Annotated in this window: 16 protein-coding genes; all 16 read left to right on the top strand. The window is 26.5% G+C overall.

Features of this window, described 5'->3' with window-relative positions:
* The first annotated feature begins 185 nt into the window (after positions 1-185).
* Positions 186-1,337, top strand: coding sequence for an ABC transporter permease (locus ACWYO2_RS01325; RefSeq protein ID WP_455514694.1), 1,152 nt, complete (start codon positions 186-188; stop codon positions 1,335-1,337).
* 10 nt (positions 1,338-1,347) lie between these two features.
* Complete coding sequence (locus tag ACWYO2_RS01320; RefSeq protein WP_455514693.1) at positions 1,348-2,007, top strand: ABC transporter ATP-binding protein; 660 nt, start codon at positions 1,348-1,350, stop codon at positions 2,005-2,007.
* A 57-nt stretch (positions 2,008-2,064) separates the two neighbouring features.
* Positions 2,065-2,370 carry a ribosome hibernation-promoting factor, HPF/YfiA family gene (gene hpf / locus ACWYO2_RS01315; protein ID WP_455514692.1) on the top strand — a complete coding sequence of 102 codons (306 nt, stop codon included), beginning with the start codon at positions 2,065-2,067 and terminating at the stop codon, positions 2,368-2,370.
* 12 nt (positions 2,371-2,382) lie between these two features.
* Positions 2,383-2,820 (top strand): Dps family protein, encoded by a 438-nt coding sequence (locus ACWYO2_RS01310; RefSeq protein ID WP_455514691.1) that lies wholly within the window; start codon positions 2,383-2,385, stop codon positions 2,818-2,820.
* 46 nt (positions 2,821-2,866) lie between these two features.
* Positions 2,867-3,637 (top strand): TatD family hydrolase, encoded by a 771-nt coding sequence (locus tag ACWYO2_RS01305; protein WP_455514690.1) that lies wholly within the window; start codon positions 2,867-2,869, stop codon positions 3,635-3,637.
* The gene (gene acpS / locus ACWYO2_RS01300; RefSeq protein WP_455514689.1) at positions 3,625-3,954 is read left to right on the top strand and encodes a holo-ACP synthase; all 330 of its coding nucleotides are present in this window, start codon (positions 3,625-3,627) and stop codon (positions 3,952-3,954) included. The genes ACWYO2_RS01305 and acpS overlap by 13 nt, the downstream gene beginning before the upstream one ends.
* Before the next feature lie 90 nt (positions 3,955-4,044).
* Positions 4,045-6,243, top strand: coding sequence for a hypothetical protein (locus tag ACWYO2_RS01295; RefSeq protein ID WP_455514688.1), 2,199 nt, complete (start codon positions 4,045-4,047; stop codon positions 6,241-6,243).
* Positions 6,244-6,331: 88 nt separating this feature from the next.
* The gene (locus ACWYO2_RS01290; protein WP_455514687.1) at positions 6,332-7,468 is read left to right on the top strand and encodes an alpha/beta hydrolase fold domain-containing protein; all 1,137 of its coding nucleotides are present in this window, start codon (positions 6,332-6,334) and stop codon (positions 7,466-7,468) included.
* 10 nt (positions 7,469-7,478) lie between these two features.
* Positions 7,479-8,681: a peptidase T gene (pepT, locus tag ACWYO2_RS01285; protein WP_455514686.1), complete on the top strand. Its 1,203-nt coding sequence runs from the start codon at positions 7,479-7,481 to the stop codon at positions 8,679-8,681.
* Positions 8,671-9,834 (top strand): alpha/beta hydrolase fold domain-containing protein, encoded by a 1,164-nt coding sequence (locus tag ACWYO2_RS01280; protein WP_455514685.1) that lies wholly within the window; start codon positions 8,671-8,673, stop codon positions 9,832-9,834. Before pepT ends, ACWYO2_RS01280 begins: the two co-directional genes overlap by 11 nt.
* A gap of 67 nt (positions 9,835-9,901) precedes the next feature.
* A complete protein-coding gene (locus ACWYO2_RS01275) occupies positions 9,902-12,028 on the top strand; it encodes a hypothetical protein (RefSeq protein WP_455514684.1) in 2,127 nt (708 codons plus the stop codon).
* A gap of 123 nt (positions 12,029-12,151) precedes the next feature.
* Positions 12,152-13,117 carry a 6-phosphofructokinase gene (pfkA, locus tag ACWYO2_RS01270; protein WP_455514683.1) on the top strand — a complete coding sequence of 322 codons (966 nt, stop codon included), beginning with the start codon at positions 12,152-12,154 and terminating at the stop codon, positions 13,115-13,117.
* A gap of 16 nt (positions 13,118-13,133) precedes the next feature.
* On the top strand, positions 13,134-14,573 hold the full coding sequence (gene pykF, locus ACWYO2_RS01265) for a pyruvate kinase PykF (RefSeq protein ID WP_455514682.1): 1,440 nt from the start codon (positions 13,134-13,136) through the stop codon (positions 14,571-14,573).
* Positions 14,574-14,645: 72 nt separating this feature from the next.
* Positions 14,646-15,233, top strand: a complete 588-nt coding sequence (recR, locus tag ACWYO2_RS01260) for a recombination mediator RecR (RefSeq protein WP_455514681.1) — start codon at positions 14,646-14,648, stop codon at positions 15,231-15,233.
* A gap of 13 nt (positions 15,234-15,246) precedes the next feature.
* On the top strand, positions 15,247-16,398 hold the full coding sequence (metK, locus tag ACWYO2_RS01255; protein WP_455514680.1) for a methionine adenosyltransferase: 1,152 nt from the start codon (positions 15,247-15,249) through the stop codon (positions 16,396-16,398).
* Positions 16,399-16,400: 2 nt separating this feature from the next.
* Positions 16,401-17,873, top strand: coding sequence for a peptide ABC transporter substrate-binding protein (locus ACWYO2_RS01250; RefSeq protein WP_455514679.1), 1,473 nt, complete (start codon positions 16,401-16,403; stop codon positions 17,871-17,873).
* Positions 17,874-18,151: the final 278 nt, after the last annotated feature.

Here is an 18,151-nt window from a genome sequence, read left to right as displayed (position 1 = left end):
AAAACTAAAATATATATTGGTTAGAGTTAATGGAAAAAAATATGAAAGAGTTCTTTCGGTTATAACTAAGAATCATAAAGAATATATGTTTAGATTAAATATAAGAAAATCGTTCCACTTTATGAAACAATTATCTATATTATCTAATTTAATGATTGAATATATAGATTAGAAAGGGGTAAATTATGATAGAGTTTTTTATAGCTAAAAGGCATGTGTTTGATAGAAAATTTCAAAGTTTAGCATCTATTTTAGGTATTGCTATATCTTTATCGGTTTTTGTAGTTTCTTTAGCAGTATCTAATGGTTTAAGGGATAATATGTTAAATTCTATATTATCATTATCTCCTCATGTTAATGTAAGTATAGAAAATGAGTACCAAAGTGACTATAAAAATATAATGGAAGAGTTAAAAAAATATGAAGCTAAAAGTCTTAATCCAAGAATAGAAAGTCAGGGTTTAATAAATGTTAATGGTGGGTCTATAACTACTTTAATAGTTGGGACAAATTTAGATTTATTGAATATAAATATAATAGAAGGTAAAAAAGAAAATGATAATTTAACTGGGATTATAGTTGGGAATGAGTTTATAAATCAAACAGGAGCAAAAATAGGTGATGAATTAAATATAATAACATCAGATGCTAAGGAAATTAGAGCAAGTATAACAGGTATATTTAAAACTGGGTACTATAATTATGATTCAAACCTTGTTATATTACCTCTTGAAACTTTACAACTTTTACAAGAAAGAGGTGAAGTTGCAGATAGTATATCTCTAGATGTTAAAGACCCAACAAATGTTAAAGAATTAAATATATTAGTAAATAAGATTAATAGTGATTTGGGAGATAAAGTTTTTGCTCATAGTTGGGATATGGATAATCAAAGTTTATTAAGTGCAATAAATTTTGAAAAATTTGTTTTAATTGCAATACTTAGTTTAATAATTCTTATAGCCTCATTTGCTATTTCTGTGATACTTAATATGGTGGTTAGAGAAAAAACAACAGATATAGGAATACTTAAAGCTATGGGTTATTCTAATGATAATATTATGAAAATTTTTCTTTTTGAAGGTTTGATAATTGGAGTTGTTGGTATGATAATTTCTTTAATTTTAGCTCCGATTATAATAATAGTTTTAAAAATAATATTTAAGTATTATGTAACAACTACATACTATTTAGATAAGTTACCTGTTAGTATAGGGTTACATGAATTAAGTATAATATATATGATATCATTTATACTAATAGTTTTATCGACTATACTTCCTTCAAAAAAGGCAGCGGGTATGAATCCTACAGATGCTATTAAGTATAACAATTAGGAGAAAAGATATGATAGAATTAAAAAATGTTTCTAAGACATATAAAACAAAGATGGAAGAATTGAATATATTAAAAAATATAAATTTTAAATTTAATAATGGAGATTTTGTATCTATACAAGGTAAATCGGGTAGTGGTAAGACAACACTTCTTAATATTTTAGGCTTACTTGATATAAAATCAGAAGGTGAATTATATATAAATTCAGAAAAAATAGAAAAACAAGATTTAACAAAATTGAGATCGGAAAATATAGGTTTCGTTTTTCAGTTTCATTATCTTTTAAATGAATTTACTGCTCTTGAAAATGTTATGATACCAGCATTAAATAAAAAAAATGCTGATAAGAAAGAAATAGAAAAAAGAGCTAAAGAATTACTTGAAATGGTAGGACTTTCTGGTAGATTAAATCACAAACCAAATGAATTATCAGGTGGTGAAAAACAAAGGGTTTCAATAGCTAGAGCTATGATAAATTCTCCTGAACTAATTTTGGCAGATGAACCAACAGGTAATTTGGATTATGAAACAAGTCAGCTTATTAATAATATTTTTGTTGAACTTAATAAAAAAGGACAAGGTATAATAATAGTAACACATAGTCAAGAATTAGCTAATTTAGCTGATTATAAATATATTTTAAAAAATGGAGCATTAGAAATGATATAGACTTTTTTATTAAATGATGTTATACTATTTATATAGATATAGGAAGGGCGTGTTATTATGAAGATAATAGTAAGTGGAAAACAATTAGAAATGACAGAAGCAATTAAAAATTATGCAGAATCAAAAGTTTCTAAGATAACTAAATATCTTGAAAATATTACTGAAACTCATATTACATTAACAGTTGAAAATACTAAAACTGAAGGTAAAGTATTTAAAGCCATAGGGACAGTTCAAGTTCCTGGTAAAGTAATTAGAGTAGAGGAAGCAAATTCAGATCTATACGGTGCAATAGACTTATTAGCTGATGGTCTAGAAAGACAAACTAGAAAATTTAAAGAAAAATTAAAAGAAAGAGAGTAGGAGGAGATTTAAGTGAATAAAACAATAAACGCGTTAAATCAATATTTAGCAGATTTGAATGTATATTATAGAAAGGTTCAAAATTATCACTGGAATGTAATAGGACAAGGATTCTTTACAGTACATGCTAAATTAGAAGAAATTTATGATGGGGTAAATGAAAAAATTGATGTTGTTGCAGAAAGAATATTAGCTATAGGTGGAAGACCTTTAGGAAGTTCTAAAAAGTATTTAGAAGTAACAAAAATTATTGAAGCTAATGATGAAGATATTAGAGTTAAAGATGCTTTAGAAAATTTAATAGTTGATACTGAGTATTTATTAAAATCAGTAAGAGAATTAAAAGAAATTACTGATGAAGAAAAAGATTACGCAACAAGCGCTGAACTTGATAATCATGTTACAGAATATGAAAAATTATTATGGATGATGAAATCATACATTAAATAAGGGTAAGGGTACTATATATAGTACCCTTTAGTTTGAAAGGTAAATAATGAAAAATTTAGTAGATACACATATACATCTTTATGATGATAGCTATAATGAAAATAGAGATGAAATTATTAATGAAATAGGCAAAAAATTAGATTTTGTTGTGAATATTTCTTGTGATTATGAAAGTTCAAAAAAATGTATTGAATATGCTAAAAATTATGATTTTATGTATGCAAGTATTGGTTATCATCCTTGTGATATTTCTAAGTATGACGAAGAAAAAATGGAAGAATTATTAAAGTTATCTAAAGAATATAAGAAAATTGTAGCCATAGGTGAAATAGGACTTGATTATCATTGGATGAATGATCCTATAGAAGTGCAAAAGTTAGGTTTTAGGAAACAAATTGAAAAGTCTATAGAATATGATTTACCTATAATTATTCACACGAGAGATGCACTTGATGATACAATAGAAATTTTGAAAGAATATCCTAAAGCACGTGGTATATTACATTGTTATCCTGGTAATTTGAGTGATGTTGAAGATCTTTTAGATAGGTTTTATATAGGTGTAGGTGGGACAGTTACGTTTAAAAATAATCATACAGGACATAAATTAGTTGAAAGTTTAGATTTGAAACATATAGTTCTTGAAACAGACTCCCCATATCTAACACCTGTTCCGTATAGAGGAAAACAAAATAATCCTGTTTATGTGGAATTTGTAGCTGAAAAAATAGCAAGCTTAAAAAATATATCTGTAGAAGAAGTTAAAAGAATAACTACAGAAAATGCCTTGAGGGTATATGGTATATGTTTAAAATAGGAATAGATTTAATAGAAGTTGATAGAATAAAAAAAGCTATAGAAAGAAATGAAGGGTTTAAAGAAAAAATTTTTAGTAAAAAAGAAATAAAATACTGTGAAACTAAAAAAAATAAGTATGAATCATATGCTGTTAGATTTTGTGCTAAAGAATCTTTTGTAAAAGCTATGAATGTCAGCATAGATTTTAAAGAATTTGAAATATTAAATGAAACGAATGGTAAACCGTATATGATATATAAAGGTGAAAGAATAAATGGAGAAATTTCTTTAAGTCATACAAATGAGTATGCTATAGCTAATATATTAATATATTAAGTTAAAATATATTGTAAGTATTGACAAAGATTATAAAAAAAAGTATAATATTTATGAATAACTATAATTATTAAATTAGGAGGATATAGAATGAAAAAAATATTATTAGGAGTTGCAGCTTTAACTTCAATAGCAACATTAGCTGATACTCAATATCCAGATTTCCATGGATACTTGAATTCTGAAACTTCAGCAAATGTAAATAATGAATTAGAAAATAACAAGTTTAAAAATGAAGGTAAGCCTAATGAAGCTAAAGCTTCTCAAAAGTTAACATTCGGAACTTTTTTACATAAAGATGCGCAATTACATGTATTTGCTGGATTAAAAGGTGATTATGTTAAATTTAATGCGAAAGACAAAACAGATAATAATAGTGGTGTAACAGGTGTAGATGTGCCTAACTATTATTTTGGTGCTAGATGGGATGCTCCAATAGTAGATGACTTTAATATAGCTTTAACATTTGGACATAAACATGGATATGGTGATACTAAAAAAGTTTATGGTGATTATAAACAAAATGGAATTAAAGCTGACAAAGAAGTTAAAATAGAAGATGAAACAGTTTTAGAAGATGTAGTTGTTAAACATTTAAAAGCTAAAAATAAATTAAATCAAGCTAAGATTGATTCAAAAGATGATAAAGAAGGATACTTAAAAGATAATGGATATAAATTAGCAGCTAAAGATAATACAGAATTATTATCTGCTGTGTTAAGTGGTAAAATTGATGATAATTTTGATTTAACAGTTGCTGGGTTATATAACTCAACTGAGTTTAACGATGGAACTCATGAATTAGAAAGCTATGCTAAAACTTCTGGTAAATTAACAGATAATGTTAAAGTTTCAGGAGAGGTTAATCATTTAATTAAGAGTGAAACTTATGATGTAGCAGGAAGATTAAAAGGAGAGGTTAAATTAGAATCTCAATTAAATAAAAATACTTTATTAACAAATGCGTTAAAGGGTGAATTAAAAAATATTTTAGGTAATAAACATGATGGTGAATTTGTATCAGAAAATGGATTAAAATATACTGGATTTAGCAATACTGTTGTAGAACAAGGATTAAATTATAAACTTAAAGCTGATGGGAAAACAGCTGTAGCAGATGATGCTATTAAATTTGAACATACTCCAGAATATAAATTAGATCTTTCATATACAGGTGAAAATGCAAGATTTACAACTAAAAATTCTGAAAAAGTAGAAGTTAAATTAGCTAAAAAAGATAGTGCTGTTAAAGAATTAAATAATATATTTAAAACTTATAATAATATTAAATATGTTAACGGAGGATTTGAATTAGGATTAGATGCTAATTATGATTTAAAAACTAACTTATTAGCTAAACCTCATTCAAATGAAATGAGATTCTTAACAGGACCAACTATTAAATATACTTACAACGATGAAGATGTTTTAACAGTAACTACTGATAATAGTGCTAAATATTTATTAACAGCATTAGCTAATACAGGGGAAAAAGCAGATTTATTAGGTCATGAAGGATTTGCATTCACTAAGAATAAAGCTGTAATATCTGAATTATTTGGTGTAGACACAGAAGTTAAATTAAATGCACATAATTATGTAATTTCTGGAGATGCCGTTAGTACTAAAACTAACAAGGATTTTGTTTCATTTACAGATATGTTATTAACTAATGCAGGAGTTAAATTCACTAAAGCATTTAATGATACAACTAAAGCTTCATTAGAAGTTAATGGTAACTATTTCTTAAAAGCAACAAATACTAATATTTCTAAAGATTCAGCAACTAAAGAAATTATTATAGAAAAAAGTGATAAAATCTTATTAGATCATTTCGGATCAGCTGATGCTACATTAAATATAACTTCTACTTTATCTGAAAATGCAGATAGAAAAGTTGATTTAATAACAGAAGTAAAAGGTGAATACAAATATATGAAATTAGGTTCTAAATATATAGAAGGATTTGCTAAATTTGTAGAAGCTGCAGGATATACTGATGAAGAATACAGAGTATTAGATGGTTATGTTGCTAAAGAATTTAATAACAAAGATCAAGCTGATTTCATAACACAAGGATTCGATATGTTTGATAAATCAAAAAATACTGAACATAGTTTAGCAGTTAAACCAAGTGTAGCAGTTAAATTTGATATAACTAAGAATTTAACAGTAACACCTAAATTAGGAGCTAACTTTGAATTTGCACAAAAATTAGCTGATAATTCTAAATTTGAATTAAATAAAGTAACAGGTGAAGGATCATTAAATATATCTTATACTTGGTAATTAATTAATTGATTAAAAGTATCATACATTATGTATGGTACTTTTTTTTATGTTATGATATAATAAAAATGAAGGAGGATGATTTTTTTTGAAAAAAATACTATTGATTATATTATTGATGAGTATTTCATTTTCTGAAGATTCATTTAAAAATAAATTAATAAAAAAAAGTGATATTATATCATATAATATAGATAGAGATTGGGCTTATAGTGTATATTCTACAATGTCAATGGAACTTGAAAACTATATAAAAGATAAATATATTTATGAGGTTTATGATGAAACAGGAACTCGTATTGAATTGTATAAAAATAAGATGAAAAGTGATAAAATAGTATTGATTGCAAATGGGGGTAGTTTCATAAATCCGTATAAACAAAGTAGAAAAGAGTATATAATAAATGTTTTTGGATCTTATTTAAATGATTTTAATATAGCAGTTGTTGATTATAGGATGGGTTATAAACAAAGATTTCCTAATCTTAACAAAGATTTTTTAAATGCTTATAGATTTATATTAAAAAAAGGATATAATCCAGGTAATATTTCGTTTTTAGGAGATAGTTCAGGTGGAAATATTGTAGCAAGTAGTACAATATACTTAATTGATAATAACCTGCCAGTTCCTGCTTCTATAGTTTTACTTTCTCCTTATTTAGATGTTACAAATAAAGTTGAAAGTAGGCAAAGAAATAAATCAAAAGATGTATTTTTTGGAACAAATAATACTGAAAAAAATGGAATTAAATTACAAGATTATATGCCTTATTTTATAAACGTCAAAGATAAGTCAAATAGATATGTTTCTCCTATTTATGCTAGTGAGTTAAAAGGATTTCCTAAAACTTTAATTCATGTTGGAAGTTATGAAATATTAGAAGATGACTCAAGGGTTTTTGCTCAAAATTTAAAAAACTCTGGAGTAGATGTTAATTATAAAAGTTTTGAAGAACTTTATCATATTTTTCATATGTTTGACACTCCTGAAGGAAGAGAAGCAACAATTCAAGTGGCAGAATTTATAAAAAATAATACAGGAATAAAGAAAGGTGCACTTAACTTAAAAGATGTCAATAGAATTAAATTTAATGTATCTTTTGATTCCTATACTGAAGATGAGATAAATGATATGTATAGGTCTATAAATATAGATATGAATAGTTTTATAAATATACAAGAAAAAACAAACGAAAAAAATAATAGAAAATATTTAAATAAATAATGGAGGTATTATGTTAGAAAGGTTTAAAAAATATGTTAAATTTGAGACAAGATCTGATGAAAGTTCAAAAACAATTCCATCAACACCAACTCAATATGAATTTGCTAAACTACTTGTAGAAGATTTAAAGGAAATTGGTTTAGAAAAAATATATATTAATGATTTTTGTTTTGTTAATGGGGTTTTACCTAGTAATATAGATAAAAAAGTTCCAACTATTGGATTTATATCTCATATGGATACTGCAGATTTTGAGGCTAGAAATGTTAATCCACAAATTATTGAAAAGTATGATGGAAAAGATATAGTATTAAATGATGAAAAAATTATGAAAATTTCTGAATTTCCAAATTTAAAAAATTATGTAGGTAAAACTTTGATTACAACAGATGGAACAACACTTCTTGGTGCTGATGATAAAGCAGGAATTACAGCTATTATGGAAGCGATGAAATATTTAAAAGAACATCCTGAAATTAAACATGGTGATATTAAAGTTGCTTTTGGGCCTGATGAAGAAATAGGTAGGGGAGCAGATAAATTTAATGTTAAAGAATTTGATGCAGATTTTGCTTATACAATTGATGGTGGAATGTTAGGGGAATTACAATATGAAAGTTTTAATGCTGCACAAATTACATATACAATAACTGGAGTTAGTGTTCATCCAGGTTCTGCTAAAGATAAAATGATAAACGCTAATGTTGTCGCAAATTATTTGATGAGTTTATTCCCAGAAAAAGAAGTCCCAGAACACACTTCAGGTTATGAAGGATTTTATTTATTATGTTCAACAGATGCTAAAATTGAAAAAGCTGAACTTACTTATATAATTCGTGATTTTGATAAAGATAAATTTGAAGATAGAAAAGAATTTTGCAAACATGTTGCTAAAAAAGTTAATGAAAAATTTGGAAATGTTTTGGTATATGAAATGTTTGATCAATATTATAATATGGGAGATATTATTAGTAAAGATATGAGAAGTGTAGACCTTGCTAAAAAAGCTATGGAAAATTTAGGGATAAAACCAATAATAGAACCTATACGTGGAGGGACTGATGGTTCTAAAATATCATTTATGGGCTTACCTACACCAAATATATTTGTAGGAGGAGAAAATTTTCATGGAGAATATGAATTTGCTTGTTTAGATGATATGAAAAAATCACGTGATACTATAATAGAGATTGTGAAATTAAATGCAGAATAAATTAATTAAATTTATAGTTTTGATATTTATTCCATTTTTATTAGGTGCAAGAACTCCTTCTTTTAAAGAAAGAATAATAAATTGGTCAAAATACATTACATGGAATGTTGATAGAACTAAATTATATGAAGCTTTTACTACTGTTAATACTAATCTTTATGATTATTTATCTACTAATTATGTTCAAAAAATATATCAAGAAGGCAATTCAAGAGTTGAATTGTTTAAGAAAATTAATAGTAATAATAAAAAATTAGTTATAATAGCAAATGGTGGTAGTTTTATACATTATTATAACGAGCATAGAAAAATGTTTTTTATAAAAAATGTACTTTTAAAGTTAAATGGTTATGATATGATGTTTGTAGATTTAAGAACTGGATATGCAAATAAATTCCCTGCTGAAAATGAAGACTTTATTTATGCGTATAGATTATCTATAAAGTTAGGATATAATCCTAGTAATATAGTATTTATGGGAGATAGTTCAGGGGGTAATGTAGTTGTTTCTTCTACTATATATCTTAATGATAATGATTTACCTATGCCACGTGCTTTGGTATTATTATCACCTTATTTGGATGCGACGAATAGTGTTGATAGTAGAAATAGAAATAGATTTAAAGATCCTTTGTTTGGAGCTTTTAAAGAAAATACTGGAATTAAAATTGAAAAATATATGCCTTATTTTATCTATATTAAAGACAAATCAAATAGGTATATTTCTCCTATATATTCAAATGATTTGAAGAATTTTCCTGATACATTAATCCATGTTGGAACAAATGAAATATTAGAAGATGATAGTATAGTTTTTGCTGAAAAATTAAAAAAATCAGGTATTGATGTAAAATTGCATGATTTTGAAGATCAGTTTCATGTTTTTCATCTTGCAGAAACTGATGTTTCAATGAATGCTCTTCAAGAAATAGTTGAATATATAAATAATCTGGGAAATAAAAAAGAAGTTAAAGTTAATAAAGAAATTTTAGGTAAAATAAAGTTTGATGTTAAATTAGAAGAATATACCGACAGCGAAGTTAATGAAATATTTGAAGAATCTGGTATAAATATAGAAACGTCAAAATATATTGAGAGAAAAAATTTAAAAAAGAGCAATAGAAACTATTTGCTAAAGTTCAAAAAATCTTGACAAAACTTTATTTTAAATGTAAAATGTTAGACAAGGAGATATTTATAATATTAGGAGGATATAGAAAATGAAAAAAGCATTATTAGGAGTTTTAGCATTAACTTCTGTAGCTTCATTTGCTGATGTTACAGGTTATGTAAAATCAAATTCTGAAGTTAAAGCTGAAACAGATGTTAAGAAAGAAGAAAGTGCAGTTAAATTTGAAGCACAAAAATACCCAGTAAAAACTAAATTAGACTTAGGGTTCTTTTTAGATTCTAATAAAGATACTTTCTTATTTACAGGAACAAGATTTAGTGGAGAGGCTCAAAAAGCTGGGGTAAATAATGAATCTTATGCAGGATTTAGATTTGATTCTAAATTAAATGAAAATTCATCATTAATTTTAAATGCAGTTGCTGGATATAATAATGAAGGATCTTTTGATAAAAAGGATAAATCAATTGAAAATGCTTTAAAAGCACATTTAGATGCTAAAAAAGTTTGGACTGCTGATAAAAAAGCTGAATTAGAAAAAAAAGATAAAGCAGATGATAGAAATAATTTCTATAAAGACAATGGATTTAGATTAACAGAAAATGATAGATTATTATTATCAGCTGTTGTTAAAAATGATACAGAAACTTCTAATGTATTAGTTGGTACTATATACAACTTAGATAAAGATACAAATAACAGATTAGAATCATTTGTTAAAGCAGGGAAACAATTAGATGGATTTAGATTAGATGCTGAATTAACTCATGTATTAGGTAAAGATAAAGAATTAGTTCCAAATGAAGAAGAAAATGCTTTAAATTTATTAAAAGAAAGAGATACAACTAATTTTGATGTTGCTGGAAGAATCAGAGGAAATGTTAAAGTTTCAACTAAGGTTGCAAATGATACTTTAGAACTATACTCTAAACCAAGTTTTGATTTAGGAACAGTTCTTGAAAGAGGAAGTGCACAAGAAAATGTAGAATTTGAAAGATATTTCAAAGCAGGTATAGAAAATGTTGCTAAATATACAGGATTAAAAAATACTACAGTAGAGGCTAAATTAGTTTATGATGCAGAAGTAGCTCATTTACCTATAAAAGAAAACCAAACAGTTGAAATTGATGGAACTAAATATACTGAAAATCTTGGAAGATTATTAAATTTACCTAAAGCAGTATTAAATGTTAAATACGATAACAATAAATTATTATTAGAAACTAACAATGAAACTAAATTCTATGCTACAGTAGGATTAGGTGAATCAACATATAAAGATGAACAAAATAAAGAAGTAAAAGATGAAAAAGCTACTTTTAATGCTGTAGAATTTGAAACTAAAAATAAAGCTGGATACAAATTAACTGATAACTTATCAGCAAATATGATGGCTAATTATAAATTAACAAAGAGATTTGAAATTGATGATACTAAGCATGACTTATTAACAGGTGCTGGTGTTTCATATAATAAATCTAATTTTAAAGCTGAATTAAATGGTCGTTATAATTTAAAGGGTGAAAAATATACTAATGATGAGTCTAACGAAGTTTTAGACCTTAATCATTATGTTTATGGAAATTCTAAATTTACAAATACAGTAAAATCAGGTAATTTAATGGTAACACCTTCATTAAGTACATTTGTATATTCTAATATTGAAGATAAATATGTATATTTTGGATTAAAAACTGGATTAAAGAGTACATATATGATAAATTCATTTGAATTAATGAATGAATTAGGATTTAAATATGTATTATCTCATACTGAAAATGAAAATAATAAATCAAATGAAAGTTCTTACGCAGGACTTGCTAATTTTGGTGTTAACTACTTAATTAATGAAAATCATAAATTAGGATTAGCTTTAGATTCTGATTATTCATATAAATTAAATAATAAAGAATTTGATGCTTATGAAACTGGTATAGATAAGTTAATGAATAATTTTGATGGAGAAAAATCTAAAGACTTTGATTCTTATATGAATGAAGATAAGAGAGCTAAAGAAATTGGTAAAGAAGCAGGAGATGTAGCTAAATATGATCATAGATTTAATTTAACTCCAAAAGTTAATGCTGTATTAAAATTTGGAAATGTTACAGTTAAACCTGAAGCATCAGTTAAATTCAAATTTGGTAAAGATGCTAAAGACTTTAGTTTAAGAAATATTGAAGGAAAAGGAACTTTAAACGTAGAATATAGATGGTAATATATACTAAATGGGAACTCTTAGAGTTTCCATTTTTTTATTGTCAAAAAAAATCTTGAAAATTTAGTCAATAAATGTTAAAATATTTCAGTAAATAGTAATTAAAAAGACTAGGAGGATGAAATGAAAAAGATTGCTATCTTGACTAGTGGTGGAGATTCACAAGGTATGAATGCTGCCATAAGAGTAGTAGCAAAAACTGCTATGTCAAAAGGAATGGAAGTTTATGGTATCAGAAGAGGATATAAAGGTATCTTAGATAGAGATATATTTAAAATGACTCCATTAGATGTTGCAGGACTTGCAGGTAAGGGAGGGACTATGCTTCTTTCAGCTAGACTTCCAGAATTTAAAGACCCTGCGGTTAGAACAGAGGCTGCTAATATTTTAAAGGAAATTGGAATTGAAGGTTTAGTTGTAATAGGAGGAGATGGTTCATTCCATGGAGCTCATTATTTATATGAAGAACATGGTATTAAAACTATAGGAATACCTGGAACTATAGATAATGATATTGCTGGAACTGATTATACTATAGGATATGATACAGCATTAAATATCATACTTGAATCATTTAATCAAATTAGAGATACAGCAAAATCTCATGATAGAACATTTGTTATAGAAGTTATGGGAAGAAACTGTGGAGATTTAGCTTTAAATGCAGGTATTGCTTGTGGAGCTAATGGAATTTTAATTCCTGAAGTTGATTCTAAAGTTGATGATATAGTTAAAATAATCAAAAAAAGAAGAGAAGAAGGAAAAACTTATGATGTAATAATTATGTCTGAAGGATATAAAGGTAAAGAAACAATTATAAAAGATTTAACAGATAAAATACCAGATTTAGATCCAAGACTTGTAGTTTTAGCACATGTTCAAAGAGGTGGAAGCCCAACAGCAGCAGATAGATTGTTAGCTACAAAATTAGGTGTTAAAGCTATTGAATTATTAGTTGAAGGTAAATCAGGTTTAATGGTTGGAGTAGAAAGCTCAAATATTGTAACTCATAAATTATCTTATGCTTGGGAAAATTATCATAAAAAATCTCAAGAAGATTATGACGTTGCTATGATGTTATCAGTTTAAATATAGGAGGAATAATATGAAAATAAAAATGACTAAGGTTGTATGTACAATAGGGCCTAAAAGTGAAAAGAAAGAAGTACTTAAAGAATTAGTTTTAAGTGGAATGAATGTAATGAGATTGAATTTCTCTCATGGGGATCATGAAGAACATGGAGCAAGAATTAAAACTATAAGAGAAATATCAAAAGAAACAGGTAAACATGTTGCTATATTATTAGATACAAAAGGACCAGAAATAAGAACAGGTTCACACGCTGAAGGTGATGTTAAATATGATTTAGTAGAAGGACAAGACTTCATAGTTACTACTGATTATTCATTTAAAGGAACTCCTGAAAAAATATCAGTTTCTTATCCAGGTATGACAAAAGATTTAAAACCAGGGGATACTATATTAGTTGATGATGGTTTAATAGGATTAGAAGTTAAAGAAATTAAAGGAGAAGAAATCTTCTGTAAAGTTAAAAATTCTGGAGCTTTAGGACAAAAGAAAGGTGTTAACTTACCAGGTGTATCTGTTTCATTACCAGCATTAGCTGAAAAAGATAAAGCAGATTTAAAATTTGGTTGTGAAGTTGGTGTAGATTATATAGCTGCATCATTTATAAGAAAAGCGTCTGATGTTGCTGAAGTTAGAAGAGTGTTAGATGATAATGGTGGAGAAAATATTAAAATAATTTCTAAAATAGAAAATCAAGAAGGTATAGATAACTTTGATGAAATATTAGAATTATCAGATGGAATAATGGTAGCAAGAGGAGATTTAGGAGTAGAAGTTCCAGTTGAAGAAGTTCCATTTATGCAAAAAATGATGATAAGAAAATGTAATGCAGTTGGAAAACCTGTAATTACTGCAACACAAATGTTAGATTCAATGCAAAAAAATCCAAGACCTACAAGAGCAGAAGCAGGAGACGTTGCTAATGCTATATTAGATGGTACAGATGCAGTTATGTTATCTGGAGAATCTGCAAATGGTAAATATCCAGTAGAAGCTGTAAAAACTATGGCTAAAATTTCTGCTAAAACTGATGAATATGGAGTATCAAAAATATACTATACACATGAAGTAACTATAACAGAAGCAATATCTAAAGGTGCAGTAGAAGCTGCTGAAAATTTAGGTGCTAAATTAATAGTTTGTTGGACAAAAACAGGAAGAGCAGCTAAGATGATAAGAAAATATAATCCTTCAATGCCAATAATTGCATTAACTGATAGTGATGTTACTGCAAGACAATTAGCGTTAGTAAGAGGTGTAAGAGCAATAGTTGCTAATGATTTAGATAATCCTGAACACTTCTTTAATAAAGCTTTAGAAGTTGCTGCATCAAATGCATCAACTACTGCTGATGAAGCTTACACAGGATTTAAGAAAGGTGATTTAGTTGTTTTAGTAACAGGTGTTTCTGAAACTGGTACAACTAATACTTTCAAAGTTTCAAGAATTGTTTAATAATTGAAATTAATAATCTTAAAAAGAAAAGAACTGTTAATTCAGTTCTTTTCTTTTCATAGGAAGGTATAAATGAAAAAGATTGATGAATTAATAAATGCTTTATCTAAATTAAAAGGAATAGGTAAAAAAAATGCGACACGTATTGCTTTTGATCTTTTATTAAAAAATGAAGAAGATATAAATTATTTATTAGAAACTATTAGAGATTCATATGATAGTATAAAACCATGTAAATTATGCTTTAATTTGACTGATGATGATATTTGTGATATATGTAGAGATGAAAAAAGGGATAAAAGTATAATTTGTGTTGTTGAAGATACTAGAGATATATATGCTATAAATAAAAGTAATACATATAATGGATTATTTCATGTTTTGGGAGGTAAGATAAATCCCTTAAATGGAATAGGTATAAGTGAACTAAATATATCAGAGTTATTAGAGAGAGTTGACGGGAATATTAAAGAAGTAATATTTGCTTTAAATCCTGATTTTGAAGGGGAAACAACTATACAATATCTTTCAAAATTATTGAAAGATAAAGAAGTTAAAATGAGTAGAATTGCAAGTGGTATACCTATAGGGGGAAATATTGAATATTCTGATAGTGCAACACTGTCTCAATCTTTGGAAGGAAGAAAAAGTATAGATTAGGAGGAAATAAAATATGGCTATAAGATATTTTACTTCTGAATTTGTATCACCGGGTCATCCTGATAAAATATGTGATCAAATTTCAGATGCAGTACTTGATGCTTGTTTAAAAGATGATGAAAATTCAAGAGTTGCTTGTGAAACATTTGCTACGACTGGATTTGTTTTAGTTGGGGGAGAAATAACTACTAAAACATATATAGATATACAAAGTTTAGTTAGAAATAAAATAAGAGAAATAGGGTATGTTCCAGGTCTTGGGTTTGATTATGATTGTGGTGTGGTTAATATGATACATTCACAATCTCCAGATATATCACAAGGTGTAGATGTAGGAGGTGCCGGAGATCAAGGTATAATGTTTGGAGGAGCAGTTAAAGAAACTGAAGAATTAATGCCTCTTGCTTTAACACTTGCTAGAAATATAATAATGAAATTAACAGAACTTACAAGAAGTAAAGTTTTAAGTTGGGCAAGACCAGATGCTAAAGCTCAAGTAACACTTAAATATGATGAAAATGATAATATATTAGGTATAGATACAATAGTTGTATCTGTTCAACATGATGAAGAAGTAAGTAGAGAACAAATTGAAAAAGAAATAAAAGAAAAGGTTATAGCACCTGCATTAAATGAATATGATAGAGATATATCTGAAGTAGAAAAATTTTATATAAATCCAACTGGAAGATTTGTTATTGGAGGTCCACATGGTGATACAGGTCTTACAGGTAGAAAAATAATAGTTGATACTTATGGTGGTTATTTTAGACATGGAGGAGGAGCTTTTTCAGGTAAAGATACCTCTAAAGTAGATAGATCAGCTGCTTATGCTGCGAGATGGATAGCTAAAAATATAGTTGCAGCAGGTATTGCAGATAAATGTGAAGTTCAATTATCCTATGCAATTGGTGTTGTTGAACCAACATCTATACGTGTAGATACATTTGGAACTTCAAATATATCGGAAGATAGAATAGCTGAAGTTGTATCAAAGATTTTTGATTTGACACCAAGAGGAATTGAAAAAACCCTTTCTCTAAGAAATCCGAGTTTTAGATATCAAGATTTAGCAGCTTTAGGTCATATAGGGAGAAAGGATATAGATGTTCCTTGGGAAAGATTGGATAAAGTTGAAGAATTAAAAAAGGAATTAGGTGAGTAGTATTGAAGAAATTATTTAGTGTTTTTTTATTTATATTTTTAATATTTTCATGTTCTGGGAATAATAATGAAAATGTAATTGTGTATAATATATTTTCAGCTCCAAAGAGTTTAGATCCACATAAATTTAGTGATAATATATCACTTCAAGTTTCAAATAGTTTATATGAAGGTCTTATGAGATATGATAAAGATGGGAAATTAGATTTAGGTATGGCAAAAGAGTATAAGAAATTAGATAATACATATATTTTTGTACTTAAAGATGGTTTAAAATATTCTGATGGAACAAGTATAACTATAGAAGATGTATATAATGGATTTTTAAGAGTTTTAGATAAAAAAGAATTATCTCAATATGCTAAAATGCTTTATGTTATAAATAATGCAAAAGAGTATTATGAAGGTAAAGTTTCTAAAGAAGAATTAGGAATTAAAGTTATAGATGGAAAATTAGTGTTTGAGTTAAATGAGGATGTTCCGTATTTTCTTTCACTTTTAACACTACCATTGTCTGCTCCATATATTGAGAATAAATTTAATGGGCCATATATGATAAAAGAAACTAATGAACAAGATTTATTGATTACTAAAAATCCAAATTATTGGAGAAATGAAGATGTTAAAATAAAAAATATTAAATATGTATATTTCAATGATTATTCAGTTGTAAATAATTTAATTAAAAATGGGGATATAGATATATCTCGTGTAGATGTAGAATTATTAGGTGATAATGTTAATAAATATTATGATGGGAGAATATGGTATATAGACTATAATTTATTTTCAAATTCTACACTTAAAAATTTACACATGAGAAAAGCAATATCGGAAGGTATAAATAGAACAGAATATATAGATGTAGTTAAAAAAGATGGCTCAAAAATTGCCAAAAATTTAGTAAGTGATATTTTAGGTTATAAAATGGATTATGAAATAATAGATTTTGATCTTGATAATGCTAAAAATGAATTAGAAATTGCAAAGAAAGAATTAAATTTGGAGAATATATCTTTAGAGTTATTAACGGGGAATACTCCTATAGAAATTAAAGAAGCACAGTTTATTCAAAATCAATTACAAACTAATTTAGGAATAGAAGTAAAAATAAAAACTGTTCCGTTTAAAGAAAGATTATCATTGATTAAGGAAAATAAATATGATATTGCATTGAATACATGGTCTCCTAAGTATAGGGATCCTTTGGCAATATTAGATAGATTTTATTATAAAGACAAAAAAATTGATGTATTTAATCAAAAAGAATATCAAAAATTAATAGATGAATCAAAAAATAGTTTAAATGATAGAAGTAAAAAATTACATGAAGCAGAAAAAATGCTTCTTGAAAATATTATAGTTTCTCCATTGTATTTTTCAGTGGAAAATCAATATGTAAATCCTAAAATTAAAGGAATATTAAATATACCGATAGGCAATATTACTGATTTATCTTATGCCTATATAAAATAGAAAAAATTAAAACTCATAGTTAAAATTTATTTAATTATGAGTTTTATTTTATTATAAAATTCAAAAATTAAAAATATTTTGAAATTAGACATAGCATAAATAAAGGATTATAAGAAAAAAATAAAAAAATTTAAAAAAATTCAAAAAAAGTAGTTGACAATAAGAGATAAGATATGGTAATATAGATATTGTCCACGAGGGAGACCGAGTGGAAGGACAATGAGATAAGAAATAAGAAAAGCAAACAAACAACTGTGAAAGACAAGAAAAGAAGTCAA

This window comes from Pseudostreptobacillus sp., from assembly GCF_977040545.1.
This window is presented reverse-complemented; position numbering and strand designations above follow the sequence as displayed.

What these genes read in the sequence shown, in the direction of transcription:
- pepT (WP_455514686.1), top strand. Translation starts at nt 7,479, where the DNA reads ATGTTAGAAAGGTTTAAAAAATATGTTAAATTTGAGACAAGATCTGAT.
- pfkA (WP_455514683.1), top strand. Translation starts at nt 12,152, where the DNA reads ATGAAAAAGATTGCTATCTTGACTAGTGGTGGAGATTCACAAGGTATG.
- pykF (WP_455514682.1), top strand. Translation starts at nt 13,134, where the DNA reads ATGAAAATAAAAATGACTAAGGTTGTATGTACAATAGGGCCTAAAAGT.
- acpS (WP_455514689.1), top strand. Translation starts at nt 3,625, where the DNA reads ATGTTTAAAATAGGAATAGATTTAATAGAAGTTGATAGAATAAAAAAA.
- ACWYO2_RS01275 (WP_455514684.1), top strand. Translation starts at nt 9,902, where the DNA reads ATGAAAAAAGCATTATTAGGAGTTTTAGCATTAACTTCTGTAGCTTCA.
- ACWYO2_RS01280 (WP_455514685.1), top strand. Translation starts at nt 8,671, where the DNA reads ATGCAGAATAAATTAATTAAATTTATAGTTTTGATATTTATTCCATTT.
- ACWYO2_RS01320 (WP_455514693.1), top strand. Translation starts at nt 1,348, where the DNA reads ATGATAGAATTAAAAAATGTTTCTAAGACATATAAAACAAAGATGGAA.
- ACWYO2_RS01295 (WP_455514688.1), top strand. Translation starts at nt 4,045, where the DNA reads ATGAAAAAAATATTATTAGGAGTTGCAGCTTTAACTTCAATAGCAACA.
- recR (WP_455514681.1), top strand. Translation starts at nt 14,646, where the DNA reads ATGAAAAAGATTGATGAATTAATAAATGCTTTATCTAAATTAAAAGGA.
- ACWYO2_RS01325 (WP_455514694.1), top strand. Translation starts at nt 186, where the DNA reads ATGATAGAGTTTTTTATAGCTAAAAGGCATGTGTTTGATAGAAAATTT.
- metK (WP_455514680.1), top strand. Translation starts at nt 15,247, where the DNA reads ATGGCTATAAGATATTTTACTTCTGAATTTGTATCACCGGGTCATCCT.
- ACWYO2_RS01305 (WP_455514690.1), top strand. Translation starts at nt 2,867, where the DNA reads ATGAAAAATTTAGTAGATACACATATACATCTTTATGATGATAGCTAT.
- hpf (WP_455514692.1), top strand. Translation starts at nt 2,065, where the DNA reads ATGAAGATAATAGTAAGTGGAAAACAATTAGAAATGACAGAAGCAATT.